The sequence below is a fragment of the Porphyromonas sp. HMSC065F10 genome (genome assembly GCF_001808555.1).
GTDB lineage: Bacteria > Bacteroidota > Bacteroidia > Bacteroidales > Porphyromonadaceae > Porphyromonas_A.
In genome coordinates, this window is sequence record NZ_KV793779.1 from 1 (window position 1) to 26618 (window position 26618).

The following is a 26618-nucleotide window of genomic DNA, read 5'->3' on the forward strand; positions in this document are numbered from 1 at the left end:
CCTCTATGTGTGTACTTTTCTAGGACACCACACAATTAAGAGTGCAGTCTGACCGGTGGAGCGGGGATGGAGGGACTTCTTTGCGAAAGACTCGATTTTGGGTAACTTTGGAAGAAAGTTAGGTAAGTACAACGCTAATAGTAAATAGTCAAGCCAATTATGGAGTATCGTATCGAGCATGATACCATGGGCGAGGTGAAGGTCCCCGCTGATAAGTACTGGGCTGCCCAGACGGAGCGCAGTCGCAATAACTTCCGGATCGGTCCCGCTGCCTCTATGCCGCACGAGATCATCACCGCCTTTGGGTATCTGAAGAAGGCGGCCGCTTATGCCAATTGCGAGCTGGGGGTCCTCCCTCAGGAGAAGCGTGATCTCATCGCTCAGGCGTGCGACGAGATCATTGAGGGCAAGCTGGATGATCAGTTCCCTCTTGTCATCTGGCAGACCGGTAGCGGCACGCAGTCCAATATGAATGTCAATGAGGTGGTTGCCAATCGCTGCCACGTCCTCAATGGTGGCAAGCTGGGCGAGCCGAGCCTGATCCACCCCAATGATGATGTCAATAAGTCGCAGTCCAGCAACGACACCTTCCCCACCGCGATGAGCATCGCCGCCTACACTAAGGTGATACAGCATACCCTCCCAGCGGTGAAGAAGCTCCAGAAGAGCTTGGAGAAGAAGGCTGAGGACTTCAAGGACATCGTCAAGATCGGCAGGACCCACCTGCAGGATGCTACCCCTCTGACGCTCGGGCAGGAGTTCTCAGGCTACGCTGTACAGCTGGGCTATGCGATCAAGGCGATCGAGGCGACCCTGCCGCACCTCGCTGAGCTGGCGCTTGGCGGGACGGCCGTCGGCACCGGACTCAATACGCCCAAGGGCTACGCTGAGCTGGTGGCTAAGTACATCGCAGACTTTACCGGGGAGCCCTTTGTGACAGCGCCCAATAAGTTTGAGTCCCTTGCCGCTCACGATGCCGTGGTGGCGGCTCATGGGGCACTCAATGGTCTTGCGGCCGCTCTCTTTAAGATCGCCAATGACATCCGTCTCCTCGGCTCCGGTCCCCGCTGCGGCATCGGTGAGATCCACCTGCCGGAGAATGAGCCGGGCTCCTCGATCATGCCCGGTAAGGTCAATCCTACCCAGTGTGAGGCGATGACGATGGTCTGCGTGCAGGTCTTTGGTAATCAGACCACGATCACGATGGCCGGTGCAAGTGGTAACTACGAGCTGAATGTCTTCAAGCCGGTCATGGCTGCCAACTTCCTCCAGTCCGCTCAGCTGCTCGGCGACGCCTGCCTCTCACTGGAGGAGCACTGCGTTGCCGGCATTGAGCCCAATAGGGAGCGCATCAATACCCTGCTCAATAACTCTCTGATGCTGGTCACGGCACTCAATACCCACATCGGGTATGAGAAGGCGGCCAAGATCTCCAAGGCTGCATTCCACAACGGGACCACTCTCCGCGAGGAGGCTGTAAAGTCCGGCTTCCTCACTGCCGAGGAGTTTGACCAGTGGGTTCGCCCGGAGGATATGGTGGGTAGCCTTAAGTAATAGGGTAACCTACTGATCCGAAAAAAGTCGGATCTCGCACTTCATCAGGTGCGGGATCCGACTTTTTGTCATAAGCCCTCCATACCACCTAAGACGAGATGAAAAGCTTTCGCCAAAAAAACGCCCCCGCCTCGACTGGAACCAAGACGGGGGGGACGGTACGAGCCGCCCGAAGCGTAACACGTCCCTAACTCTCTCAAGCTGAGACAAAGATAACAACATAATGTCAAATAACATAGACGAGGGGGCGGGGCACACATTGTAACACTGATACGAGACGACAAGGGATCCCTCAGCATTTACGACCCACAAATTAATGAGAGGATAGAGGGGACAAGAGCGGTAAGGGCGTACTTAACTCGGTACGTTAGCCCTACTTACGGACTAAACATCCTCCGAGTAGATGACTTGATAATTGACCCAAAGGTCGCCAAAAGGGTACTTTATCACACCGCCACGGATAAACGTTAGAGTTTAGACCAGACCTGCCGGGGTAATTTCACAACTTCACCGTCATCTGTAATATAAAAGTACAGTGGGAGACCGACGCAAGCAGGGACGAGTGAAGCAGCGTAAAAAACGGGGCATCCACGGTACCTGCCAACGCAGACTGCGAAATCCCAAAGCCATTCTTTCGCATAAGCGTCAGCAATTTCCTTTTCTTCTTTCGTACACTTTGCTCTCATGCCCATTGAATTACGTGATTATATAACACCCACAAAGATAAAGACAATGGAACCAATCCACACAGAAATCGAGCTGAAGAAGCTCGTCCTCAATACCGGGCAGATAGAGGGACTGCCTGCCTTATGCGGAAGCGGACTTTGAGCGGTGGCAGCGGCTGGACTTTGTCATCGGGTACGAGGTCAGGCTCTCCAACAACCACACCTGCAACGGTCACCTCTTTTTTACCGACATCTGCGACGAACTGGCGGGGAAGTACCCGAAGTGGTTCAAGTTCACCAAGTGGCACCCTCAGTGCCGCTGTTTTTGTCTTGCGATCTTTGACGATGACCCAGGGGTTGGAGAGGTGCGGGACGTGCCACCAAACTTCAAGCAGTGGGTCACCGACAACCAGCCCCGCCTGGACAGGTCAATCAAGAAAGGAACCGCCCCCTACTGGGTGCGGGATAATTTCTCCAAAGAGGGCAAGCTCACCGATGCCGGCAGGAAGCCCCCGAAGCCCGGCACGTCAGGCGGAGGGCGCAAGCCCCCGAAGCCGCCACATGGCACCCCGCCACCGGCACCCGACGGAGACCATATCGAAGAGGGGCGCAGAAGATTTGAAGCTTACGACCCCGACCAATGGGAGAGACGGCATTTCTACGAGAACACGAAGGCTACTACTATTCAGATGACGGGAAAGTACACAAGCTATGACAAAAAATGAGACAGCCCCACGGGGATAAACCGCAGGGCTGAATAGTGGCACTCAAGCACCCTAAGATGGTCTCGCGCCTAACTCTTTCAAGCTAGGACAAAGATAACAACATAATATCAGATAACATAGATTTCACCGATATATGTCCTTCTCAACCACTTCACGTAATTCTCAAGATCTCTCTCAATATGAGCATACCCGCCAAGCCAATAGACGTATCTGTTGAAGAGCAAGATCTGAAGCGACACCGGTACACTCCACCAAGCGTCCTCCTTTTTTATTTTCGCGATACAAGGAGACTCAAGGTATTTGTCTTGTGCAACCTCAGGATCTTCGTATACGCCCCCTTGCTCTACCCACATCCGCTCATAGTCCCAAAACATTGATTTGTCTTGGTCCTTCCCAGTGTACGGGTTGCCCGCCTCCCCCTTGAAGTACCGGCACTGCTTAATAAGCTCTTCCTTAGTCATGGGCTACTAAATCTGATATAATTACTCACTACAAAGATAAAGATAATGGAACCAATCCACACGGAAATCGAGCTGAAAAAGCTCGTCCTCAACACCGGGCAGATAGAGGGACTACCTGCCAACCCGAGGAAGATAGACGTTAACGCTTTCTCCAAGCTTAAGGAGAACATCACCAATAACCCCGAAATGCTCGCCCTCAGGGGGCTTATCGTCTACGAGACCGAGGGCGGTAAGTACGTAGTCATCGGGGGTAATATGCGCCTGCGAGCCATGCGAGAGCTGGGAACGTTTGATAAAGCCCCCTGTATCATAGTGCCGCCGGGTACCCCCCGTGGAGAAGCTCAAGACCTACACCGTCCTCGACAACCAGCAGGCGGGAGAGTGGGACTGGGCAATGGTCACCGAGTAGACGACCTTTCGGCGGACGGCAACGTGGTCAGGCGGGTCGTATATAAAACTATGACTGACCTATTAGATTCTGAGGATGAGATTATTGCCCTATAACGTCAACCCCCGCCTGTTCCTAACTCACGGAACAAGTGGGGGAGGGGCGTCCGACTGCACCCGAGAGAGTGGAGACGAACTAACTCTTTCAAGCTGAGACAAAGATAACTACATAATATCAAATAATATAGATAATGGAACCAATCCACACAGAAATCGAGCTGAATAATCTCATTGTCATCACTAAACAAATAGATAGACTACCTGCAAAACCGAGGAAGATAGACATCAGCGTTTTCCGCAATCTTAAGACCGAACCTTATCCTCGACAACCAGCAGACGGAGGAATGGGCCAGGGCAATGGTCTCCGAGGACTGAAAATGGGCGAGGGAGACGCTGGTGCACTTAGAGACGCTATAGATGATCTCACGCGCGAGGGGGCGATAGGTAGGGGACTTGGCTTGATAACTCAATACAACAGAGTAATACAAAGTTCCGAGAAATTACCTTACTATCCGGTCAATACCTAAAGAAGATAAAGGGGCAGATAAAATGAAGACGTGGTGCCAAGTGGCACCACGTCTATGATGGGTCTCGGCTTAACATCCAACTCATGCGTTTGGCCTCGCATTCCCGACCCTGGCGGGAAGCCCCTCGGGACAGACCCGAGACGAACCCCTTTGATACGCCAAAGATAACTACATAATGTCAAATAACATAGGTAATGGACTCAATCCACACAGAAAACGAGCTGGAAAATATCGCCCTGAATACCGAGTGGTTAGAGGGACTCCCTGTTAGCCCGAGGAAGACCTTAATAAGGATCCCGACTCAGGAGAAGAGATCATCGATCTCCTTGGGGGCTTGCTGGTGGTGTGGCTCTGTGACATCCTCTCTGTCGTACGCGACACCGGCAGCATCGTCTCTGCGACATGGCTCAAAGCCCTCGGGGAAGGTAAATTTTAGCCCGGGATCAATGCCGAGGGAGGTGTCCTTCTGCAGCTCCTTGTCTCCGTAGATCTTCTGGAAGAACCTCGCCACCACCGGTAGTGCCAAGCTCGCGCCCTGACCCATACGCATACCATCGAAGTGGATCGATCGGTCCTCGCCGCCTACCCAGCAGCCGGTGCTGAGCTTAGGGGTAAAGCACATAAACCATCCGTCCGAATGATTCTGTGTCGTACCGGTCTTCCCTCCCATATCGGCATCTATGCCGTAACGGAAGCGCATCCTGCTGCCGGTACCGCCATTCATTACTTCACGCATCATATAGAGCGTCTTGTAGGCGGCATCCTCCGGGAGGACCTCGTGGACCTTGGAGGTGAAGTTGGCCACCACATTTCCATACTTATCCACAATCTTGGTGACGTAGAGGGGCTCTTGTCGCATTCCTTTTTGGCTAAAAGTGGTGAAGGCTCCCACCATTTCCTCGACCGATATGTCACAAGAGCCGAGACAGAGGGCGAGGGTCGGCTCTATCGTGCCGGTGACGCCCATACTGTGGAGGTAATTGACGAAGCTAGTGGAGTAGCCGTCACTTGACAGCTGACCCATAAGCCAGGCGGTGACCCAGTTATCCGAGTGCTTCAGTCCCCATCCGATGGAGACCATCTCGCCGATCATGGAGGAGCCGGCGTTTCGCGGTGTCCAGATGGAGCCGTCAGGATTGCGGAGTGCCGGCTGTACGTGAAGCAATTGGTCGCATGGTGTGAAGCCCTCGTTCATCGCCATGGAGTAGAGATAAGGCTTGATCGTCGACCCCACCTGACGGCGTCCCTGGGTGACCATGTCGTACTTGAATGTGAGGAAGTCCGGTCCACCGACGTAGGCGCGTACCTCTCCCGTCTCGCTGTCCATTGCCATGAAGCCGGATCGGAGGATGGTCTTGGCATAGATGATTGAGTCCCTCGGGGTCATCACGGTGTCACGAAGGGTGGTGATGTAGCTGTCTCCGCTCCGCTCGTAAGCAAATACCTGCATCTCGGTGGGCTTGTCAAAGGAGGCGATGATCTCCTCCTCGGGTACCCCTGCAGCTCGCATGGTGAAGTAGCGTCCACTCTGACGGATTGACCGGTCGATGATCTTGTCTCGTTCCTGTGGCGTGATGCTATTGGAGAAGGGCGCATTGGCACGACCTGATTTCTCCCGATCAAAGGCGGGCTGAAGAGTGGAGGCCAAGTGCTCGATCATAGCCGCCTCAGCGTGCTCCTGCATCCGGGTATTGATCCCGGTGTAGATCTTGAGCCCGTCTGTGTAGATGTCGTAGTTGGAGCCGTCCTCCTTCTTATTCTTTGCACACCAGCCATAGAGCGGATTATTGATCCAGGCGACAGAGTCTCGGCTGTACTGATCTCTCTGCCAGTCCGGGTAGTCGCTTCGGCGTGGCTCCTTAGCAGTCATTATCTGGCGGATATACTCCCTGAAGTAGGGTGCAGCTCCGTTGTTGTGGGTGCGGCGATTGAAGATCAGCTTGATCGGGATCTCCTTGTGCTTGGCAGCCTCCTCCTTGGTGAGGAAGCCCTTCTCGACCATTCGGTCCATCACTAAGTTACGCCGGGTAAGAGCGCGCTCCTCATGGCGACGGGGATTGTAGAAGGAGGGATTCTTCACCATAGCCACGAGGAGAGCCGACTCCTCCACCTCCAGATCCTTAGGTAGCTTACTGAAGTAGGTGAGAGAGGCCTGCTCGATCCCGATGGCATTGTAGAGGAAGTCAAATTGATTGAGGTACAGGCTGATGATCTCCTCCTTGGAGTAGCGTCGCTCCAGCTCCACCGCTATGACCCACTCGATCGGCTTCTGCAGCGCCCTCTCTATGATATTGTCTGCGTGTGGGGAGTAGAGCTGCTTTGCGAGCTGCTGGGTGATCGTACTGCCACCGCCGGAGTCCTTGTCGCCCATGATGATGGTGCGGAAGAAGGCCCGCAGTACGCCCATCATGTCGATGCCGCTGTGGTCGGTAAATCGCTTGTCCTCAGTAGCGATAAGCGCATGGACGAGCGAGGGGGCGAGGTCGTTGTAGTCCGTATGGATTCGGTTATTATCCTGCAGGGCATAGGTCCCCAGCACCTGGCCATCCTGGCTGATCACCTGTGAGGCGTAGCGGTCGATCGGATTTTGCAGGTCCTCAATCGGGGGCATATAGCCGATGATCCCCTTAGAGATCAGGAAAAAGAGGAGTATTACGGCCACGACTCCGGCAGCGAAGATGATCCAGAGCCAGGTGATAAACTTTTTGAAGCCTTGTGACATGACGATGAGTATATCAAGTATCCGTGCTTGAGGCGGATAAGTCCATTCTAATTCATAGGCCCTCAACCTCAATGTGAAGACCTAATTGGTGCGCCAAATTTACCACTTTTCGCTCACTCTGTCCTCCTCCAATCTCAAGGGCTGAGTCATCGCTGCCATGAGAGTAGGGTACCCACTTTTTCACTTCCCGTTCATAACGATCATTGCGGAGAGGCTTGTGGCTAACCATTGTGAAAATATTTGCTTACAGCTATTGGCTAAGTCGGTAAATAGTCTTACCTTTGCAACGTCAAAGAGACACAATGTCCTATGGTGTAATTGGCAACACGCAAGATTCTGGCTCTTGAATTTAAGGTTCGAGTCCTTATAGGACAACTGACGAGACGACCCTACTGCAGATGCGGTGGGGTCGTTTTGCTTGTCAGGTCTATGTAGACTGACCGCTCTGTGGCAGTGTGCGGAGCAGCTCAAAGAGGCGGATCGCCATTGGGCAGCTGAGGCAGTGGTAGGGGATGCAGTGGTTGGTGTAGAGCTCCAGCATACACTGGGTGTCGAGGGCGTTAGTCGCCGTGATGCCATACCGGCTGAAGAGGTCGATGTAACTATTGCGCTCGGGAGGGAGCTCCCGCAGCCGGTCGAGTGCAGCCTCCTTGCCCGCATGTGAGCCACTCCACTCCGCATAGTAATAGACGGTGGGGATGATGGCGTTGATCATCAAGATCCGGATCAGGCTGTCGCCTATTGCTCCTATCTTGCGAGCTGACGGCTGACCGAAGTCGAGGTGAGACTGCCAGTAGGGTGAGGGCTTCACCCGTAGCAGGTGATCAAGCCTCTCCCAGTCCCTCGTGGTGACAGCCCCCATTAGCTCGTCCTCGTGGTGGAAGATCTGAGCCGCCACGGATAGCATCCGAGCGGGATAGGCGGCAGGGCGTAACCTCAGCTTGCGAAACTTCCCCTCCCCGATCGGTGTAAGGTCAAAGGCTGAGCGGTAGAATAGATACTCCTCGGTCAGCTGCACCTCGTACTCATCTCGTGGGGCGGTGGTATGGAGAAGCCCCGCTTGTCCAAGCAGTATCGCCTCCAGGGCCGTAGGGTCGGAGGCGTGGCGCTTGAGGGCTCTGTAGGGGATGCTTCGGGCGGTCTCCTCCATAGGGTCGTTGTTGCGGTGACAGCCGAGGTAGCGCATGATAGAGCGGAAGAGGAAGGCATTGACCCCGCCCTCATCGACAGGACCTGCAGCCATTCGCTCCACCCTATTGTGCATCCGCTCATGGATGAGTGGTCGGAAGCAACTCCTGATCTCATCGATGCTGATCTCGGTGATCTCGGGTGTGCAGCGGAGGGAGCGGCCACTCACCTGTAGCTCTGTCATCCGGTCTACCGACTCCTTGCTGAGGCGCAGCACCCCACAGGGCACTCTCTCGCCTCTCTGGTCATACACCTCTCTGTCGTCCTCCAGGACAACGTGGAGTATGAGGTCGGTGTAGCGTGGGTCGGAGTCGTGACCGTGTGCGTACCAGTCGGAGGCGCGCAGGTGCAGCTCTACGCTGCCTACCCATAGGATACTCCCTAAGCGAATACGTGCCATGGTGAAGTCAGGCCCATCGGAGCCATTCTGCACTCCGACACTCTCCACCTCAACCTGCTGACCCCGAACGGTGAGGTCATCAAAGAGCCGATTGCTCCAGCAGTATTGCAGTATATCCTCAGTCACTCCTATTTATTTTGAGAGTGGATCGATGCTATTGAGGTTTCGGTCCACCAGCAGTGCGTCCACAGCCTCCGGCGTCCAGCTGCCGGACTTCAGTGCGCGGAATGTGATCTCAAAGAGGTCACCATCCTCAAGGAGGAAGTTATTTCCCCTATTGACGAAGGTGGGGAGGAGCTCCTTGGACCCATCGCTGTGGAGTCGGTCGTAAGAGAGATTGACCAGATCCTTCATCCCGATGAGCCGCATGCCGACATTGCGGACAAGGGTCGCATCGTAGGGTAGGGCAAGGCTAAGGGCATTGACCTGCTTCAGATCGTTTCCGGTGACAAGGATCTTGATCTCCTCACCTTCGGTAAAGGTGGTCCGGTCTGTTGAGAGGGTCAGGCGTCCGCTCACCACCTTGCTTGACGGGTAGACCCCGCCATCAAGGACCGTCCCTACTGTGGAGATGTCGTAGGCATCGATCAGACCATTTTTATTGATGTCCCCGATCGAGATATAGCCAAAGTCGGCATCCTTTGTCCTCAGACCTACATAGTTTGTATAGGAAGTAAAGTCGTTCTCGTCAATCTTTCCATCGCGATTGATATCGCCCTGTAGTCGCAGGGTACTTCCCGGCACTTTGTAGACGTACAGCTCCTGCCCGGAGCCATATTTACCGACTCCCTCAGTGATGTGGAGACGGAGGTAGCGCGCCTCCGGCTTTTCAGCGAAAGTAAAGGTCTTCATCGACCCGTCTTGACTCCAGCTGAAGGGCTGCTCAGCAGACCAGCTCTTCCGATCCTCAGAGTAGGCGATGGTCCCCTTGAGGAGTGTGCCATTGCCCGCATCGGGTCGGGGGTAGTACTCCATAGAGTCAAGCCGGGCGACCCCTCTGAGGTCCAGGGTGAGGTCAAAGGGGGTCGCCTCCTTACTCCACTCGGTATGCCAGGTGGTGGACTTGTCTCCGTCGAAGAGCTTGGAAACGCCCTGACCGGACTGGTTGGGGACGGAGGTGGTGGCGACGATGTCCTTGATCGCATTCTCGTACGGGTCCTTGGCCGTCCGGAGGGTGAGCAGAGACCAGTCCGATGTGCCATCGCTATTGACGGCTCTCAGTCGCAGGGTATACTCTGTCTCCGGCTCCAGCTCCTCAAGGGTGAAGTGCTCGCCAAGGATCGTCGAGTAAAGCACCGACCCGAGCTCTATCTCATAGAAGTCTGCCCCCTTCACTGCACTCCAGTGGGGAGTTAAAGTGTAGGCATTCATCAAGCTCTCCTCGGGTGACAGCTTGGGCGCCTGGAGCCGACCCGTATGGCGATAAAAGTGGTTTGGCTGGTTGAGTGTATAGCCATCGACTGCTACCCGGATCGGCTCAGTGGTGGTATCGACCTTATCCAGCTTGATCAGCACTACAGGATTTCCCTTGACGCTAATCTGAGATGCTTCGGATCCCTTGGTGCTGTAGCGATTGAGCTCCGGTGACTCGTCGTAGAGGAATACCCCTCCCTTGGCTTCCTCGTAATCTGCACGACTTGTCACCTCTCGCAGGAGTATCGGTCGACCATTTACAGAGACAGATACAGCAGCGGGCTTCTGTGAGATACTTAGTCTGATCTCTGTCGTCTTGAGGGGCTTAAAGCCCTTGTAACCTCCATTCGTACAGCCTATGTCAAAGGTGAGCCGATCCCCGCTCATATTGAGAGTCAGCGGTGTGCGGACGGAGGCTCCCTCCGTATAGGCTACCGTGCGCCCATCGTCATCGTATTCAGTGAAAGAGCCATCCGCTCCTCCGTAGAGCGCATAGCCCCGGAAGTCCTTTTGGGCCTTGCTTATCTGATTGAATGGATGGGTGTATGGGAGTATGGCGCCGGCCTTGACGAAGACGGGGAGCTTCCAGAGTGGGGCATCGAAGCAATTGATCACCCGTCCGCCCTCGTAGGGCTCGCCGGTGAAGAGGTCATACCAGAGACCGACCGGCAGGTAAATGCCGTGCCTGAGATCATTTCCCTCCTTGTCAGGAGCCGTCTCCTTGTATATAGGTGCGATGAGTAGACTCGGCCCGAGGAGGAACTGGTACTTCGTCGCACTCCCAAGGGTATAGGGTGACGCTTCCTCGTAAAACATCGGACGCATCAGCGGTGTCCCATCCAACGTCTCATACGCACAGCTATACATATACGGCAGGAGGGCAGACTTGAACTTCAGGTAAGATCGGTTGATCGAGGTGGCCGGCTCCCCCAGTGCCATGGGGTACTTAGGGTTGGTACCCCAGCCATCCATATTGAGCTGAATGGGAGTGAAAGCCTTCCACTGATAGTCTCGGACATTCACCGGGAGGTTGCCTCCGCCGAAGATCCCGTCCATATCGGAGCTGATAAAGGGCATCCCCGAGAGACCGCTGCCGATGTAGGTCGGTATGTGGAAGCGTATGTACTCCCAGTCGCCACCGGTCTGATCACCCGACCAGACAGTGCCGTAGCGCTGTGTCCCTGCCCATCCGTCCAGTGTGATGATGAATGGGCGAGCTCCACTGCCCTCACGGGTCATGATCTCGGCAGCATCGGCAATCCCATTGAGACCAAAGGAGTAGCCTGCTCCTACCCATGCCACGTCAGTCTTGAGTACCCTTACACCTGCTGTCCCTACCTCTTTATTGAGGTCCCTCTGCAGTAGTGGCTCTATGCCCTCGACCGGATGGAGGTCGCTCTGAGTCCAGAGTCCGATCTCTACACCATGCTTGTGAGCGTATGCGCCATACTGTCTGAGGTTCTCAATGTTTCCGTCCAGTGAGTCCTCCTGCCCATAGCCGGCTCCGTAGCCATCGTTGGGCAGCACCCAGCCAAGCGGCATATCGTGCCGGGCGTAGCGGTCGATCACCGCACGGGCGGAGAAGAGGTAGTTGTCCCGCTCCCCATTGAGCGACTCCTTGATACCGCCATTATCCTTCTGGTTCTCGATATAGCGCTTCCCATCCTCCATAAGGATCCCCTTACCCTGCTCTGAGGTCTCCAGCCAGTAGTCGCGGTTGTAGGCATTGAGGTGACCCTCGAGGTAGCCAAACTTTGGCACCAATGCCGGTCTCCCTGTCAGAGTGTAGTAGTCTGAGATAAGCTTATCAGGCGTGTCGCTCACCATGAGGAAGAAGTCTAAGTAGTCCTGACTGTGCTGTAGGGCAACCTGATCCTTGGTCTCCTCGCCAAAGTCGTACCTCCCGGGGCGGAAGGTGTACGTCAGGATCCCATAGCCGGCTGTACTCCAGTAGAAAGGAGTAGGGGAAGCCACTCCTCCATCGACCCAATTATTGGTGTTCTCAATGGCAATAGACTGTCCACGATGAGAGAAACGACCATTTTGCACACCTCCCCCATAGAAGTATTCGTGCTCTCCCATGGAGAGGAAGAGTGCGCTTGACGCATCCTTAAAAATCGGAGCTCTCAACTCTTTGACAACACCCTTGCCACTTCGCAGGTCGGTCACGCTCATAAGACCGGTTCTCAGCCCCGTGGTGATAGAGACCGCATCGGTGGAGACCACCGGATTGCCCGATCGGTCTGTGCTAATGGAGATCCGGAAGGGAGTGGCGCTTCTCGGGTGACTGACCAATATCGCTGCCGGCGGCTCCGAGAGAGGATCGCGAAGCGGTCTGCCCTTGGGGTCCTGATAGATCCTGACGATATGATCGCTGTAGAAGTCCAGCACCCTCGCCTGCCCATTATCCATCGTGATAGTGATCGTGGATGGACCTGTCGGCTCGCATCGTGTGACTGTCTGACCCTGAGAGGCAAGGCTCAGGATGAGGGCGAGTGTAGCTAAGATCAGTCGTGGAGAACGTCTCATGGTTTATCTATTGAATTTGGTGTCAAAGTAAAAGAACCCCGATGGGATCTGTATACAAAGGTACCAATATTCGCCTGTGTCCTCTCGCTTCGGACTGACCCCGGCACAGGGGTTACGGCTAATCCGCATTGATGTACCGGGAGGAGGAAACGGAGGCTGTGGGTGGTGGCAAAAGTTTCCTTAGGCTCTAACTGCTTCCTCGTCTACCATCTATAGCCTTTGCTGCGGAGCCCATAAGAGACGGGTGTCCAATGCCCGATGGATAGGGGCTCGATCTAATACCGATATTAGTGAAGTCTAATATCGGTATTAGGCGTCACTAATATCGGTATTAGAGATTTCCATGAGGAGAGGGCTGCTTGGGTAGGGGTGACGCACTCGGTGAGAAGGCTTGATGGTGCGACCCTCTTGCTGGTGTTTCGTTTCCTATTCTTCAGAATGAGTTGAGTGGCTTCTGTACCACTCAAGTGCGTGACCCCTCAATCCCGGTATTAGAATTGTGGCAGAAAGGGGGCAATTCATTACCTTTGTGCCATCACCGAAGAGTGGCGCCTATGCGCTGTGTACCTATCCTAATAGTAGTATTGTATCCAAGATGAAGCGAAGTATTGAGGGAAGCCGAGTGCGACAGACCATCCTGTGGATGTGTTTGGTGCTGCTCGTCTCTGTCAGTGGGTCGGCGCAGACGACGACTCGTGTCCACGTGGTCCGGTCCGGCGAGACCCTATATCGGATAGGTAAGCAGTATGGCGTCACTGTGGCTGATCTCTATAGGCTCAATCCCTCTGCCCGTCAGGGTATACGTGTCGGGGAGCGGCTGGTGCTACCCGCAGGCGTATCCACGGCAGCTTCATCGGATGAGGAGTTCTATGCGATCAAGAAGGGGGATACCCTCTACAGCATAGCTCGCCGAGCAGGCACCACGGTGAGGGAGCTGATGGCTCTCAATACGTTCCTCAAGTCTCCTGACGACATTGCGGTAGGCATGATCATCAAGCTGCCTGCCTACTCTGCGACATCCCCCTCGTCGCCTGATGCCAAGCGTGTCGTGCCGGCGGCTGCGGACAGTCTCAATGGTATCCGGCTTGAGACAGTCTCCGGAGGGGCTAGCGTCTACTCGCTCGTCAAGGGTACTGCCTGGAGTGAGGAGGACTTCTACAAGTACAATCCTCAGGTGCTGGAGCGTGGGCTGAGAGCCGGGGAGTCGGTTTTCCTGCCGGATGGCAGTATACCGAATAACCTGGCTGCCAGGAGTGTCGTTGCCACTCGCCCTACCACCGGATCAGGGACGATGGATGTAGTGCTTGCTCTTCCTTTCAGGCTTGATAGGGAGAGGCGCTTTGCGGACTACTACGAGGGGTTCCTGATGAGTGTGCTGGAGGCTAAGCGGAAAGGTCGGGACATCAACCTGTATGTCTACAGTTGCGATGACGTGGAGCTGCCGTCAACCAAGGTGGCGATAAGCAACCTCCCCGACGTCGACCTGATCATCGGTGGCGTCTCGATCTCCTCGATCCGCCAGCTGAGCGAGCTGGCTCGCTACAAGCAGGCTGCTTATGTGATCCCCTTCTCCTCCAAGGACGTAGCCTCCTCTCTCTCCGGTCGTATCTACCAGGTCAATACCCCGGCAGCACTACTGTATGATCAGGCTGCGGAGCGCTTTATGCAGACCTATGGCTCATACCATGTACTCTTTGTCCGTCCCATAGCGGGCGAGGAGGAGAGTCCTTTCGTGCTAGCTCTCCGGAATAGACTGCGCCTTGCCGGCACCTCGTACTCGGAGTGTGCCTCGTCAGACTTTATGAGCGGTGAGGATGTATCTCGGCAGAGCTTAGGTCACCTGAGGGTGGTTGTGGTGCCGACCTCCTCGTCTCTCTCTGCAGCACGGCAGGTGCTGAGTGCCATCGACAGCGCACAGGAGGAGCTCGGGGATAGCTCCGTGGTTACTGCCTTTGGATATCCTGAGTGGCAGACCTATGCCTCCTCGCTCGGGAGACAGATGTACCGAGCTGAGGCAACCTTCTTTACCACCTTTTTCATCTATCCGAGAGATCGTGCCTACCAGCGGTTCTCGGCGGACTATATGAAGTGGTTTGGTCACGGTACCGGCAACACTTTCCCACGATACTCGGCTCTCGGCTACGATACGGGGAGCTATTTCCTGGGGAAAAACGAGGCGTCGGACACGGCCTACAAGGGTGTGCAGTCGCTGCTTGACTTTGGCAAGAGTGCACCGATGAAGAGTGGGACCAGGAGCAATCAAGGGGTCTTCCTCGTCCGGTACAATAAGGACAATAGCGTGTCGCGCTTCTGATGATGAAAAGACTAGCACTCTCTCTGCTGCTGACTCTCCTGACCCTGTCTCCTATGAGGCTTGGGGCGGAGAGATGGGGCAGGCTCCTCATCGGTCCGACCGGTGGAGTCAGCTTCTCCACCGTCACCTTTCGTCCCATCATCCAGCAGAAACCCTATCTCGGCTACAGTGGCGGAGTGGCACTGAGGTATGATGTGGAGAGCTATGCCGGTGTGCTGGTGGAGCTTAATTACTGGCAGCGTGGCTGGACGGAGGCTCCGGAGGACTATCCGCAGTATACCTATAAGCGTAACCTCTCCTTTGTGCATGTGCCGATCATGACCCACTTTATGATCGGTGGAGCCAATAGTCCCCTTAAGCTCACCATTGATGCGGGCTCTCACTTCGGGTACAAGCTGGGAGAGCGTGAGGAGGAGCAGGTGGACGAAGGCTTTGACCCCGCCACGATGCGCCGTGTCTATCGGGAGCATCACGGGCATGAGCTGGATCACAACTTCTGGTGGGGTGTCGGTGGTGGCGTCGGTGCGGAGTACCATATGCGTCGCTTTGTGATCGGGCTGAGAGGTGGCTATATCTATAATCTGGGGGAGCTCTTTGACAATAGCCGGACCTCCCTCTTCGGGACCTCCTCTGAGCAGGTGATCGATGTGCGTACGTACCTCCTATATCGTTTCTGATCCGCATAGTTTATAGCCATGAGACGATTTTTCTCTCTCTTAGTCTGCCTCTTCGTAGGGTGCTATGCCCTGATGGCATCGACACCGAGGCGCATTGTTTCCCTTGCTCCATCTCTCACCCGGTCCCTCTATTACCTCGATGCTGCAGACTGGATCGTCGGGTGCACCAGCTACTGTATGGCTGCGGGGCGCAAGGGGGTGACCGTGATTGCGAGTGCGGTCAAGACCAGCCCTGAGGCCATCGTGGCGCTGAAGCCGGACCTGATCCTCGCTACCTCACTGACACGACAGAGTGACATTGAGACCCTGCGGAAACTGGGTCTTGAGGTGGTTACCTACCGCACCGGTACCACACTGGCTGAGATCTGTGATCAATTCGTCGACCTCGGCAAGAGGATTGGTAAGGAGGCTGAGGCGAAGAAGCTTGCTGAGGCCTCCCTCGTAGTGGCGGAGGATCTCGGGCAGCGAATGAGCGCTCAGGGACTTACCGGACGGACAGTGCTTATGCAGCTCGGGGATAACCCCCTCTATGGAGTGACGGGTGGAAACTATATGGGAGAGATGATCACCCGTCTCGGGTGTATTAATATATGTGAGGACCTCAGTCATGGGACGCTCAGCAGGGAGTATGTGCTGCGGAGTGATCCTGACTACATCTTCGTCGTAGGGATGGGGGAGGATCGTCAGCCGATGATCAAGGGGTGGCAGTCCTTCCCGGATCTTAAGGCAACTCGGCAGGGGCATCTCTGTGAGCTGGAGGCTAACGAGGCCTCGCAGCCTACACCGATTACCTATGTCCTTACTCTGCGAAGGATGGCTCTTGACCTGGGTCTGAAAGAGTAGATGTCGATGAATAGGTGGACCAAGTGGGCTACTCTGCTCGTCGGACTTCTGGTCCTGTCTCTCATCACTGCTGTCTTCTCCCTCACCGTGGGGGAGATGCCAATCCGTCTCGCTGACCTATCTACCATTATGCGTGAGGACTCCATCGAGTACCGTGTCCTCCGCTACATAAGACTACCCCGTATGGTCCTTGCCCTCTCCGTAGGAGGATCCCTCAGTCTTGCAGGGTGTCTCTTACAGGGTGTCTTCCGAAATCCACTCGTAGAGCCGTACACTATGGGTCTCTCGGGAGGGGCATCCCTGGGTGTGGCTATCTGCATCGTCTTCGGAGTCTCTTCCCTGCAGTACGTTTGGCTTCCGATTAGTGGGTTTATAGGTTCGCTTGCCGTCATGGGCGTGATCTACACGCTTAGTCTGCGACGGCGGTCGGTCGAGGTGCAGCGGATGCTCCTTGTCGGAGTGATGATCAGCTTTGTCACCTCCTCGGCAGTCCTCTTCATAGAGGCTGTGGCACATCCCGAGGATCTTCAGAAAATCATCCTCTGGTCAATGGGTTCCTTGACGCAGTCCGACACCGGTATGGTTATCGGAATGGCAGCTCTCTCTCTCCTGCTCTTAGTGATCTCCTGCCTCTTTGCCACACCGATGAATGCCATGCGACTGGGGCTGAGGAGTGCGGGACACTTGGGTTTGGACACTCGCCGGACAGTCCGATGGCTCTTTGTCATCTCTTCCTTTGCCACCGGGTGCTCCATCGCTGTAGCGGGCGTGATAGGCTTCGTCGGGCTTGTGATCCCGCATGTGGTCCGACTCACGATAGGCAATGACTATAGAGTTGTGATCCCTGCCTCCTTTCTCTTAGGCGGTCTCTTCCTCCTGCTCTGTGACCTGGTTGCGCGGACGATCATTGCTCCCAACGAGCTCCCCATCGGGGTCATCACCGGGATCCTCGGCGGGTTGCTTTTCATCCTCCTCTTGACACGCCCCCGCAGTCGTAAGCCTCTGCTATGAGTCTCCTCTCGATCCGTCATTTGTCCTCGGGATACGCCCGAGGCTTCGCGATAAGAGATGTCTCTCTTGAGGTGGAGCGGGGTGCTGTGGTCGGCATCATCGGTCCCAATGGCTCGGGAAAGTCTACCCTCCTTGCGACAGTCATGGGGGATCTCTCACCGATGAGTGGTCGGATCTCCCTCGGAGAGAAGGACCTGAGACTGCTGAGCCGGCGGGAGCGCGCCTGCGCCGTCTCGGTCGTCTCCCAGATGATCGATCCCATAGCTATCACGCTGAGGGATTACGTTGCTATGGGTCGCCTACCGCATCATCCGCCACTCTACTACTTTGAGAGCACTGCCGACCAGGAAGTGGTGGAGCGATCTATCCGAATGGTCGGCATGGAGCCACTGGCTCATAGATATATGACGGAGCTGTCTGGCGGTGAGCAGCAGATGGGGGCTATTGCACAGGCGCTCTGTGTGGAGCCTCAGCTGCTACTCCTCGATGAGGCCACGGCACACCTTGACATCACACATACCGTGCGGGTGCTCAGTCTGGTCCGCTCTCTTGCGAAGGACCCGACCCACCCCCTGACGATCCTCGCTGTCCTCCACGACCTCACCATGGCCTCGGAGTACTGCGACTACCTTGTCCTGATGAGGGAGGGGCAGGTCTACGCCCAGGGAAGCCCAGAGGAAGTGCTGACAGAGAAGCATATAGGGGAGGTCTACAGGATGCCGGTCTCTATTACGGCTCATCCTATCTCCGGTCGGCCGATGGTGCTCCCTCGGATGGCTTAGCACACGAATAGTGGTGGAAAAATGGGCAAGAATGGGTACATTTGGGCAACTAAACCAATAACAATCTTATGACGCTGAATCCACTGACAGCCATCTCACCTATTGATGGTCGCTATCGCAACAAAGTAGAGGACCTGAGTGACTACTTTTCTGAAGCCGCTCTCATCCGATATCGCATCCGCATAGAGGTAGAGTATCTGATATGTCTCTCTGAGGTGCTTCCCCAGCTTGAGAAGATCCGCAATGACGAGGACCGTCGTCGACTAAGAGCTCTCTACGAAGACTTCTCGCTCCGGGACGCTGAGCGTGTGAAGGAGATTGAGAGGACGACCAACCACGACGTGAAGGCCATAGAGTACTTCATCAAGGAGCAGATAAGCGATGATGAGTTTGGCCCTGTGCTCGAGTTTGTCCACTTTGGTCTCACCTCCCAGGATATAAATAATAGCGCACAGCCGCTGGCCCTCAAGGAGGCACTCCATGACCAGTGGCGCCCTCGGTTGGATAAGGTGCTGTCTGAGATTAATCAGCGTGCTGAGGCGTGGGCAGACATCCCGATGCTGGCACGCACTCATGGTCAGCCTGCGTCGCCTACTACGCTCGGTAAGGAGATGAGAGTCTACGGCTATCGTCTCGAGAGACAGCTGGCACTACTTGACCTCGTCCCACAGACGATAAAGTTTGGTGGCGCTACGGGCAATATGAATGCTCATCATGTCGCTTTCCCTGAGATCGACTGGCGCAACTTCGCCAATCACTTTGCCCACCACCTCGGTATGGGGCTGGAGGAGTATACGACCCAGATCTCTAATTATGACAACCTTGCGGCGCTCTTGGATGGCCTCAAGCGGATCTCGACGATCCTCATAGACTTCTGCCGTGACATATGGATGTATGTCTCGATGGAGTATTTCAAGCAGAAGATCAAGGAGGGTGAGGTGGGCTCCTCCGCTATGCCTCACAAGGTCAATCCCATTGACTTTGAGAATGCTGAGGGCAATCTCGGTATCGCGGTGGCATACCTGGAGCATCTGGCACATAAGCTCCCTATCTCCCGCCTGCAGAGGGATCTCACCGACTCCACCGTGATGCGTAATATTGGTATGCCGGTGGCTCATATGATGATCGCTTTCTCCTCCATCCTTAAAGGGCTTGATAAGCTGATCCTCCACGAGGAGACCATACTTGGAGACTTAGACGATGCCCTGCCGGTCGTGGCGGAGGCGCTGCAGACGATCCTGCGTAGAGAGGGCTACCCCAAGCCCTACGAGGCGCTGAAGAAGCTTACCCGTACCAATGAGAAACTTACCCGAGAGCATCTTGAGGACTTCATTGACCACCTGGAGGTGCGCCCGGAGGTGAAGGAGGAGATGAAGAGGATCACCCCGCGGAATTACACCGGTGTATATAGTAAGTGACCATTTCTTCGTACCTTTACACCGTTAAATATTAGCTATTTACAATACATGCAGCCGTGAGGCTGCGTCACCCTCCCGTGAGGGAGATAGACAAGTCTAAAATGAATAAAGACGACTACATGGACAAGGGGTCTCTCTACGATGATGACCCTGCCGATCGTCCCGAGGGACGCTCCTCGGCAACGGATAGCGACTATACCGGTCGCCCACGGTCTCAGTACCGAAGCAGACGAACCGACTCTGATGATGACCAATCAGTGGGCATAAGGCGCCGCCGTCGCATCCGTGATATGCGTCCCGATGAGGGACCTACCACTACCACCGACTACAGAAGGGAGAGAGCCGGTGTCTCCGAGAGCTACGACTCCTACAGACGTCGCACCAACTTCTCACGTCAGGATAGGATGCCTGATCGTACTGATCACCGGGATAGTGAGCCTGATACCGACTACAGAGCGAGGTACAAGCAGAGGTTTGAGAGCAATCGCCGGCTCTATGGTCAGTCCTATGCCGATGATCGTGAGTCAGACGAGGGCTCCTTCCACATCTCTACCGATGATCAGGAGGAGAGACGCCCGAGTAGAGGTCGCTCCCCCTACCGGCCCTATGGTGATGGCCAGGGACAGAGACGCCCCCAGGGCGGTCGTCCCTATCGTCGTGATCAAGGGGATAGACCCGCATACGGACAGAGACCGCGCCGGTCTTACAATGACAAGGATGGAGAGCATCGTGGAGGGCGCCGCCCTAATGGAGCAAGGGATAATCGCTCTCGAGGCGGCAGCTCCCCCCATCAGTTTGGTGGGCGTCAGGGAGGAAATATGGGCAAGCGTAAGCCGGCCCGCCCGACCTACGATCAGCCTGAGATAAGTACGGATGAGCCCATCCGGCTCAATAAGTTTATCGCCAACTCCGGTGTCTGCTCTCGTCGTGAGGCGGATGATCTCATCGCTGCCGGTGCCGTGTTAGTCAATGGCACCCCCGTCACCACTCTTGGTACCAAGGTGACGATCAATGACTGTGTTGAGGTCAATCGTCAGGAGGTGAAGCCGGAGAGCAAGGTCTATGTCCTGCTCAATAAGCCGCGCAACTGCGTCACCACATCAGATGATCCGCAGGAGCGGATGACGGTCGTCAATCTTGTCCGCTCAGCTGCTAAGGAACGCATCTACCCGGTGGGGCGACTTGACCGTAATACGACCGGCGTACTTCTCCTCACCAACGATGGTGAGCTGGCTGCTAAGCTGGTCCATCCATCCTTCGAGAAGAAGAAGATCTACCACGCCTGGCTCGATAAGGAGGTATCTCCCGAGGATATGCAGAAGCTGGCAGATGGGATCGAGCTTGAGGACGGCGAGATGCACGCCGATGCGATCAGCTACGTCACCGATGAGGATCACGCTCAGGTGGGTATAGAGATCCACTCCGGTCGTAACCGCATCGTTCGTCGTCTCTTCGAGGCTCTGGGCTACCGAGTGGTGAAGCTCGACCGGGTTTACTTCGCCGGTCTGACTAAGAAGAATCTTGGTCGTGGCAAGTGGCGCTACCTGACACAGGAAGAGGTGGATAACCTCAAGATGGGAGCATTTGAGTAAGCAGATAAGAAATTCTTATGAAAAGAGTAAAGATAGTCGACCTCGTCAAGGATCCTAAGTACATCGATCAGGAGGTCAATGTCAAGGGGTGGGTCCGCACCAAGAGGGGTAGCAAGTATGTCGCCTTCATCGCCATGAATGACGGCTCCTCTGTGTATAACCTCCAGATCGTTGCCGACAAGAGCAAGATCGATGAGGAGCTGCTCAAGAAGATCACCACCGGTGCCTGTCTCTCTGTAGACGGCAAGCTGGTAGAGAGTCAGGGCAAGGGACAGACTGTAGAAGTACAGGCCGATGCCATTGAGATCTACGGCACAGCAGACCCCGATACGTATCCCTTGCAGAAGAAGGAGCACACCTTTGAGTTCCTGCGAGAGGTGGCTCACCTCCGTCCGAGGACCAATACCTTTGGTGCTGTCTTCCGCATCCGCCACAATATGGCTTACGCGATCCACAAGTACTTCCACGACAAGGGGTTTGTCTACTTCCACACTCCGCTGATCACTGCCTCTGATGCTGAGGGAGCCGGGCAGATGTTCCAGGTGACGACTCTGGATGTAGCCAATCCTCCCCGCACCGAGGAGGGTGAAGTAGACTACAGCCAGGACTTCTTCGGTCAGGAGACCAATCTCACCGTCTCCGGTCAGCTGGAGGGCGAGCTTGCAGCCATGGGGCTGGGCGAGATCTACACCTTTGGTCCGACATTCCGCGCAGAGGACTCTAATACTCCTCGCCACCTGGCAGAGTTTTGGATGATCGAGCCGGAGATGGCCTTCTACGACAATACCGACAATATGGACCTGGCGGAGGACTTCGTCAAGTACCTCATCCACTGGGCTCTGACGGAGTGCGCAGACGATGTGCAGTTCCTCAACGACACCTACGATGACACCCTCATCGATCGACTAAAGTTTGTCGATAGTCAGCGCTTTGCCCGCATCACCTACACCGAGGGTGTGGAGGTGCTGGAGCAGGCGATCAAGGACGGGGTGAAGTTTGAGTTCCCCGTCTACTGGGGCTGTGACTTGGCGGCCGAGCACGAGCGCTACCTCGTAGAGAAGCACTACAAGAAGCCTGTGATGGTCACCGACTACCCGAAGGAGATCAAGGCTTTCTATATGAAGCAAAATGAGGATGGCAAGACCGTCCGTGGTATGGATGTGCTCTTCCCCCGCATCGGCGAGATTATGGGCGGATCCGAGCGTGAGGCAGACCTCGCTAAGCTGACCAAGCGCTGTGAGGAGGTCGGGATCCCGCTGGAGGCGATGAATTGGTACCTCGATACGCGCCGCTTCGGAGCCTGCCCTCATAGTGGATTTGGTTTGGGCTTTGAGCGCTTGGTGCTCTTCGTCACGGGGATGTCCAATATCAGGGACGTCATCCCCTTCCCCCGCACCCCTAAGAACGCTAACTTCTAATCACTGATAAGTAAAAACCTCCGAACCGTAAGGCTCGGAGGTTTTTGCTTATGCTCTGTAGCGAAGGACTCAGAGCGTCTCTATGATCTCTCTCGCCTCATTGATGATCCGGTCGGAGGTGTAGGAGGGGCTGAGCTTACTCTCATCGAAGAGCGAGAGCGCCTCATCGATCTTGGCGAGCGCCTGCCGGTCTCCTGCATACTGACTCCTCAGGGCTCTGATCTTGTCAAAGGACTGGACTCCCCTCCGCAGTCGCTCAAAGCGGATCGAGGAGCGTGCACCCGGATAGACTAAGTAGGTGTCACCGGCAGCCCAATTGCTGTACCGGCTGTCGAGGAGAGGCTGCTCCACCCAGCTATTGTACGCCCAGCGGAGGTAGCCGTCCAGCCCCTCACGTGCGGCATACCATCCATACCACTCTCCGTCAGCGGCGGCACTGAAGGTAAAGGTATTGGGTCGTGGCTCAGCACAGCAGGTGTAGAACGTGGTAATCTTCCCCTCGCTGCCCCGCTTCGCCTTGAGCTCCTCAGAGTACTTGGCGGCGAGCCCCACGCAGTAGTAGTCGAGGTGATCTGACAGTTCCTCGTGTAGCGCCCCGGTCATATGCACCTTCAGCTCCGGGTCCGCCTCCTGGATCAGGCGAAAGCACTCCTCCATCACCTCGGGAGACCGCTCATCCATAGCTATATAGGTCCGGTCGATCCACCCCTTTGCCCTAAGGTGCTGCGCAAAGGAGCGAAGCATCGCAGACCAGAGCTCCGTGTAGGACTCGCTTCCCGGCTCAGCGCGGAGGAACTTGTACTCCCCGCTCGCTTCATCAAAGTAGCGAAAGGAGAGCTCCCACGGGACCATGGAGAAGCAAGTGATCGCCTTGTCGATCCCGAGATCCAGCATAAAGCTGACCCACTCATCGAAGTGCGTGTAGTCGAAGTGCCACTTGCCGTCCCTCCCGAGCCTCCAGTCGATCATGGAGTCAAAGGGGTCGTGCGTCTGGCCATTCCAGGGCTTGTACATGATCGAGGCGGTGATCGCCTTGCCCCCTGCGTCCCGGTACATCTCCATATAGGGGCGCATGATGCTGAAGTGCTCCTCAGACCAAGGAGTCACCCCGTAGTACCTTGCTATGGCGTAGGGGTTTTGCCACAGATCGAGGAAGAAGTCACTCCTCTCGGGCAGTGCTCTCTCGTCCACCACCACCGACAGGGGCAGGGTCGCCAGTGCCCGATCACCATCGCATATGGTGACCATCGCCCGGTAGCTTCCCGCTCTCGCATCCCTCGGAATGTCGATTGAGAACCAGATAGGGCGTGTCGTGCAGGGCGTGAGATCCAGTGAGCGGGCAAGGTGGTCAATCCCGTCTGCTACCAGTGTGGAGTCGAAGAGGGAGTGATCCGGTCGCTCACCACAGCCCCCGAGACCATCCTTATTGAGCTCATCGGTCAGCACGTAGCGGACAAATCCGGTACCCGACTTGCCCTGAGATGAGGGGATGACTGCGCCATCGCTGCTCCTTAGATCGGAGATCTCATAGGTGAGTGCGGTGAGAGGGGTGGAACTGCTCACGACTGCCTGGGCGTAAACACGCTCGCCTCGCCATCCGCTCAGCCGAAGCTCTTTACTTGTCAGCCCCTCGGCGGGGCGCTCCTTGGGGTACCGGATGTCAATGCTTCCCCAGCCGATGACCGGGACGCTAAGCGACTGCCAGAGGGACCGGTCTGACGGTGTGGGATTGGGCAGCTCCTGATAGCTCTCCACGGGATACTGACCATATGCGGTCGCGAGGGACAGCAGTCCTGCCAGGAGAGCGGTTATTCTCTTTCTCATCGTTTCTTGGTTTGTGGATTGGTTTTTACTCAGAGACAAAGTTCGCTAAATTGTTTCTAATGGGTACTTTTCCTCTCCGCCCTCTGCCATCTCGGGCAGTCTCTTGCGGGAGAGACTCCGGTCCCAAGGGGATGAAACTCCAGTCCCGTAGGGATGGAACTGTAGTGCCGTAGGGCTGGCACTGCAGTCCCGATAGGCTGGCACAGCAGTCCCGTAGGGCTGGGACTCCGGTCCGGCCTCAGTCGATCTGAAGCCAGTCGGAAATTAGGTAACTTTGTAGCTGATATACATTAGACCCTTACATGAAACATATACGAAACTTCTGCATCATTGCTCACATCGATCACGGTAAGAGTACGCTTGCCGATCGTCTGCTGGACTACACCAATACGGTCGCCAATCGCTCTGAGGATCAGGTGCTGGACAATATGGATCTGGAGCGTGAGCGTGGCATCACGATCAAGAGCCACGCCATACAGATGCGGTATGAGTATCAGGGCGAGGAGTATATACTCAATCTCATCGACACTCCCGGACACGTCGACTTCTCGTACGAGGTGTCGCGCTCCATTGCTGCCTGTGAGGGGGCGCTCCTCGTGGTTGATGCCTCGCAGGGGGTGCAGGCGCAGACGATCTCCAATCTCTATATGGCGATCGAGCATGACCTGACGATCATCCCGGTGCTCAATAAGATTGACCTCGATAGTGCCAATGTCGACCTCGCCGGGGACGAGGTGATCGATCTCCTGGGCTGCGACAGGGAGGATATCCTCCTTGCCAGTGGGCGCTCGGGTATAGGGGTCAAGGAGATCCTTGACACCATCGTGGAGAAGGTCCCCGCTCCCGTGGGCGATCCGGACGCTCCGCTGCAGGCGCTCATCTTCGACTCCGTATTCAATGCCTACCGCGGGATCATCGCTTACTATAAGGTGGTGAACGGATCGGTCCACGCCGGTGAGCGGGTGAAATTTATGCAGACCAATACCGAGTACGATGCCGATGAAGTGGGGACTCTGGAGCTGGATATGGTGCCTAAGCAGGAGGTGACGTGTGGAGACGTTGGCTACATCATCTCAGGAATCAAGGACTCGGGTGAGGTGAAGGTGGGCGACACCATCACATCGGTGGAGAGTCCCGCTCAAGCTCCGATCAAGGGCTTCGAGGAGGTGAAGCCGATGGTCTTCGCCGGTGTCTATCCGGTCGCCCCTGAGGACTATGAAAACCTCAGGACCTCGCTTGATAAGCTGAGGCTCAACGATGCCTCCCTGACCTTCTCCCCCGAGAGCTCTGCAGCCCTCGGCTTTGGCTTCCGCTGCGGTTTCCTCGGCCTGCTCCATATGGAGATCGTCCAGGAGCGTCTCGACCGGGAGTACAATATGTCTGTCATCACCACGGTCCCCAACGTCTCCTATATGGTCTACACCCGTAAGGGGGACGTGATGGAGGTGCACAACCCATCCGGACTCCCCGATGCTGCTGAGATCGATCATATCGAGGAGCCCTACATCCGCGCGTCAATCATCACGACGATGGACTATATCGGTCCGATCATCGAGCTCTGTCTCGCTAAGCGGGGGATCCTCATCAAGCAAAACTACCTCTATGGTAACCGAATGGAACTGCTCTTCGATATGCCCCTCGGGGAGATCGTGATCGACTTCTACGACCGACTCAAGAGTGTCTCCAGCGGGTATGCCTCCTTTGACTACCACGTCACCGACCTCCGCACCTCAGACCTCGTGCGGGTGGACATTCTCCTCAATGGCGAGCCGGTTGATGCCCTCAGTATGCTGACCTTCCGAGGTAACGCCCAGACGATGGGGCGGAAGTTTTGTGAGAAACTGAAGACGCTGATCCCTCGGCAGCAATTTGACATCGCCGTGCAGGCTGCCATCGGTGCCAAGGTGGTCGCCCGAGAGACGATCAAGGCACTCCGTAAGGATGTAACTGCCAAGTGCTATGGTGGTGACGTGAGCCGCAAGCGTAAGCTCCTCGAGAAGCAGAAGGAGGGAAAGAAGCGGATGAAGCGCATCGGTAAGGTGGAGGTGCCTCAGAAGGCCTTCCTTACTGTGCTTAAGCTGGACGAGGACTGAGTGAAACGGAAGATA

Annotated in this window: 18 protein-coding genes and 1 tRNA gene; 14 read left to right on the forward strand and 5 right to left on the reverse strand. The window is 55.7% G+C overall.

The features are described from left to right. Positions 1-159: 159 nt before the first annotated feature. Both fumC and HMPREF2890_RS04075 read left to right on the forward strand, forming a co-directional pair. The gene (fumC, locus tag HMPREF2890_RS04070) at positions 160-1554 is read left to right on the forward strand and encodes a class II fumarate hydratase (protein WP_070465799.1); all 1395 of its coding nucleotides are present in this window, start codon (positions 160-162) and stop codon (positions 1552-1554) included. A 1039-nt stretch (positions 1555-2593) separates the two neighbouring features. After that, positions 2594-2944 (forward strand): hypothetical protein, encoded by a 351-nt coding sequence (locus HMPREF2890_RS04075; protein WP_070465801.1) that lies wholly within the window; start codon positions 2594-2596, stop codon positions 2942-2944. A gap of 107 nt (positions 2945-3051) precedes the next feature. Here HMPREF2890_RS04075 and HMPREF2890_RS04080 read toward each other — a convergent pair whose 3' ends face one another. Beyond that, positions 3052-3405 carry a hypothetical protein gene (locus HMPREF2890_RS04080; RefSeq protein WP_070465804.1) on the reverse strand — a complete coding sequence of 118 codons (354 nt, stop codon included), beginning with the start codon at positions 3403-3405 and terminating at the stop codon, positions 3052-3054. 45 nt (positions 3406-3450) lie between these two features. On the opposite strand from HMPREF2890_RS04080, the gene HMPREF2890_RS04085 reads away from it, so the two are divergent. Both HMPREF2890_RS04085 and HMPREF2890_RS04090 read left to right on the forward strand, forming a co-directional pair. Further along, positions 3451-3909: a ParB N-terminal domain-containing protein gene (locus HMPREF2890_RS04085; protein ID WP_070465807.1), complete on the forward strand. Its 459-nt coding sequence runs from the start codon at positions 3451-3453 to the stop codon at positions 3907-3909. A gap of 134 nt (positions 3910-4043) precedes the next feature. Then, positions 4044-4379: a hypothetical protein gene (locus tag HMPREF2890_RS04090; RefSeq protein WP_070465814.1), complete on the forward strand. Its 336-nt coding sequence runs from the start codon at positions 4044-4046 to the stop codon at positions 4377-4379. 301 nt (positions 4380-4680) lie between these two features. Here the strand turns inward: HMPREF2890_RS04090 and HMPREF2890_RS04095 are convergent, their stop codons facing one another. Next, positions 4681-7101 carry a transglycosylase domain-containing protein gene (locus HMPREF2890_RS04095; RefSeq protein ID WP_070465817.1) on the reverse strand — a complete coding sequence of 807 codons (2421 nt, stop codon included), beginning with the start codon at positions 7099-7101 and terminating at the stop codon, positions 4681-4683. Positions 7102-7404: 303 nt separating this feature from the next. Here HMPREF2890_RS04095 and HMPREF2890_RS04100 point away from each other — a divergent pair. Continuing rightward, positions 7405-7476 (forward strand) — tRNA-Gln (locus HMPREF2890_RS04100). A gap of 52 nt (positions 7477-7528) precedes the next feature. On the opposite strand, the gene HMPREF2890_RS04105 is transcribed toward HMPREF2890_RS04100, so the two are convergent. Both HMPREF2890_RS04105 and HMPREF2890_RS04110 read right to left on the reverse strand, forming a co-directional pair. Next, positions 7529-8815, reverse strand: a complete 1287-nt coding sequence (locus HMPREF2890_RS04105) for a DUF2851 family protein (protein ID WP_070465820.1) — start codon at positions 8813-8815, stop codon at positions 7529-7531. Positions 8816-8821: 6 nt separating this feature from the next. Beyond that, the gene (locus HMPREF2890_RS04110; RefSeq protein WP_070465823.1) at positions 8822-12631 is read right to left on the reverse strand and encodes a TIM-barrel domain-containing protein; all 3810 of its coding nucleotides are present in this window, start codon (positions 12629-12631) and stop codon (positions 8822-8824) included. 595 nt (positions 12632-13226) lie between these two features. On the opposite strand from HMPREF2890_RS04110, the gene HMPREF2890_RS04115 reads away from it, so the two are divergent. From HMPREF2890_RS04115 to asnS, 8 genes are all read left to right on the forward strand, one after another. Beyond that, complete coding sequence (locus HMPREF2890_RS04115) at positions 13227-14945, forward strand: LysM peptidoglycan-binding domain-containing protein (protein WP_083289790.1); 1719 nt, start codon at positions 13227-13229, stop codon at positions 14943-14945. Continuing rightward, entirely contained in the window at positions 14945-15622 is a 678-nt protein-coding gene (locus tag HMPREF2890_RS04120) for a porin family protein (RefSeq protein WP_083289791.1), read from the forward strand. Before HMPREF2890_RS04115 ends, HMPREF2890_RS04120 begins: the two co-directional genes overlap by 1 nt. 18 nt (positions 15623-15640) lie before the next feature. Then, positions 15641-16465, forward strand: a complete 825-nt coding sequence (locus HMPREF2890_RS04125; RefSeq protein ID WP_070465825.1) for an ABC transporter substrate-binding protein — start codon at positions 15641-15643, stop codon at positions 16463-16465. Next, positions 16466-17476, forward strand: coding sequence for a FecCD family ABC transporter permease (locus tag HMPREF2890_RS04130; RefSeq protein WP_070465828.1), 1011 nt, complete (start codon positions 16466-16468; stop codon positions 17474-17476). It begins immediately after the preceding gene. Beyond that, positions 17473-18258: an ABC transporter ATP-binding protein gene (locus HMPREF2890_RS04135; protein ID WP_070465831.1), complete on the forward strand. Its 786-nt coding sequence runs from the start codon at positions 17473-17475 to the stop codon at positions 18256-18258. The genes HMPREF2890_RS04130 and HMPREF2890_RS04135 overlap by 4 nt, the downstream gene beginning before the upstream one ends. A 68-nt stretch (positions 18259-18326) precedes the next feature. Continuing rightward, the gene (gene purB / locus HMPREF2890_RS04140) at positions 18327-19676 is read left to right on the forward strand and encodes an adenylosuccinate lyase (RefSeq protein WP_070465834.1); all 1350 of its coding nucleotides are present in this window, start codon (positions 18327-18329) and stop codon (positions 19674-19676) included. Between the two features lie 101 nt (positions 19677-19777). Further along, positions 19778-21268: a pseudouridine synthase gene (locus HMPREF2890_RS04145; protein WP_246825297.1), complete on the forward strand. Its 1491-nt coding sequence runs from the start codon at positions 19778-19780 to the stop codon at positions 21266-21268. A gap of 17 nt (positions 21269-21285) precedes the next feature. Then, a complete protein-coding gene (gene asnS / locus HMPREF2890_RS04150; RefSeq protein WP_070465837.1) occupies positions 21286-22686 on the forward strand; it encodes an asparagine--tRNA ligase in 1401 nt (466 codons plus the stop codon). Positions 22687-22755: 69 nt separating this feature from the next. Here the strand turns inward: asnS and HMPREF2890_RS04155 are convergent, their stop codons facing one another. After that, positions 22756-24510, reverse strand: coding sequence for a DUF4091 domain-containing protein (locus HMPREF2890_RS04155; RefSeq protein ID WP_070465840.1), 1755 nt, complete (start codon positions 24508-24510; stop codon positions 22756-22758). A 302-nt stretch (positions 24511-24812) separates the two neighbouring features. Here HMPREF2890_RS04155 and lepA point away from each other — a divergent pair, with 302 nt between their 5' ends. Continuing rightward, a complete protein-coding gene (gene lepA, locus HMPREF2890_RS04160; RefSeq protein ID WP_070465845.1) occupies positions 24813-26603 on the forward strand; it encodes a translation elongation factor 4 in 1791 nt (596 codons plus the stop codon). Positions 26604-26618 lie beyond the last annotated feature (15 nt).

Bases quoted from the DNA above. Each gene is read 5' to 3' on its own strand.
- HMPREF2890_RS04130 (WP_070465828.1), top strand. From the start codon at position 16,466: ATGTCGATGAATAGGTGGACCAAGTGGGCTACTCTGCTCGTCGGACTT.
- HMPREF2890_RS04080 (WP_070465804.1), bottom strand. From the start codon at position 3,405: ATGACTAAGGAAGAGCTTATTAAGCAGTGCCGGTACTTCAAGGGGGAG.
- lepA (WP_070465845.1), top strand. From the start codon at position 24,813: ATGAAACATATACGAAACTTCTGCATCATTGCTCACATCGATCACGGT.
- HMPREF2890_RS04095 (WP_070465817.1), bottom strand. From the start codon at position 7,101: ATGTCACAAGGCTTCAAAAAGTTTATCACCTGGCTCTGGATCATCTTC.
- fumC (WP_070465799.1), top strand. From the start codon at position 160: ATGGAGTATCGTATCGAGCATGATACCATGGGCGAGGTGAAGGTCCCC.
- HMPREF2890_RS04135 (WP_070465831.1), top strand. From the start codon at position 17,473: ATGAGTCTCCTCTCGATCCGTCATTTGTCCTCGGGATACGCCCGAGGC.
- HMPREF2890_RS04125 (WP_070465825.1), top strand. From the start codon at position 15,641: ATGAGACGATTTTTCTCTCTCTTAGTCTGCCTCTTCGTAGGGTGCTAT.
- HMPREF2890_RS04155 (WP_070465840.1), bottom strand. From the start codon at position 24,510: ATGAGAAAGAGAATAACCGCTCTCCTGGCAGGACTGCTGTCCCTCGCG.
- purB (WP_070465834.1), top strand. From the start codon at position 18,327: ATGACGCTGAATCCACTGACAGCCATCTCACCTATTGATGGTCGCTAT.
- HMPREF2890_RS04115 (WP_083289790.1), top strand. From the start codon at position 13,227: ATGAAGCGAAGTATTGAGGGAAGCCGAGTGCGACAGACCATCCTGTGG.
- HMPREF2890_RS04090 (WP_070465814.1), top strand. From the start codon at position 4,044: ATGGAACCAATCCACACAGAAATCGAGCTGAATAATCTCATTGTCATC.
- HMPREF2890_RS04085 (WP_070465807.1), top strand. From the start codon at position 3,451: ATGGAACCAATCCACACGGAAATCGAGCTGAAAAAGCTCGTCCTCAAC.
- HMPREF2890_RS04110 (WP_070465823.1), bottom strand. From the start codon at position 12,631: ATGAGACGTTCTCCACGACTGATCTTAGCTACACTCGCCCTCATCCTG.
- asnS (WP_070465837.1), top strand. From the start codon at position 21,286: ATGAAAAGAGTAAAGATAGTCGACCTCGTCAAGGATCCTAAGTACATC.
- HMPREF2890_RS04120 (WP_083289791.1), top strand. From the start codon at position 14,945: ATGATGAAAAGACTAGCACTCTCTCTGCTGCTGACTCTCCTGACCCTG.
- HMPREF2890_RS04145 (WP_246825297.1), top strand. From the start codon at position 19,778: ATGAATAAAGACGACTACATGGACAAGGGGTCTCTCTACGATGATGAC.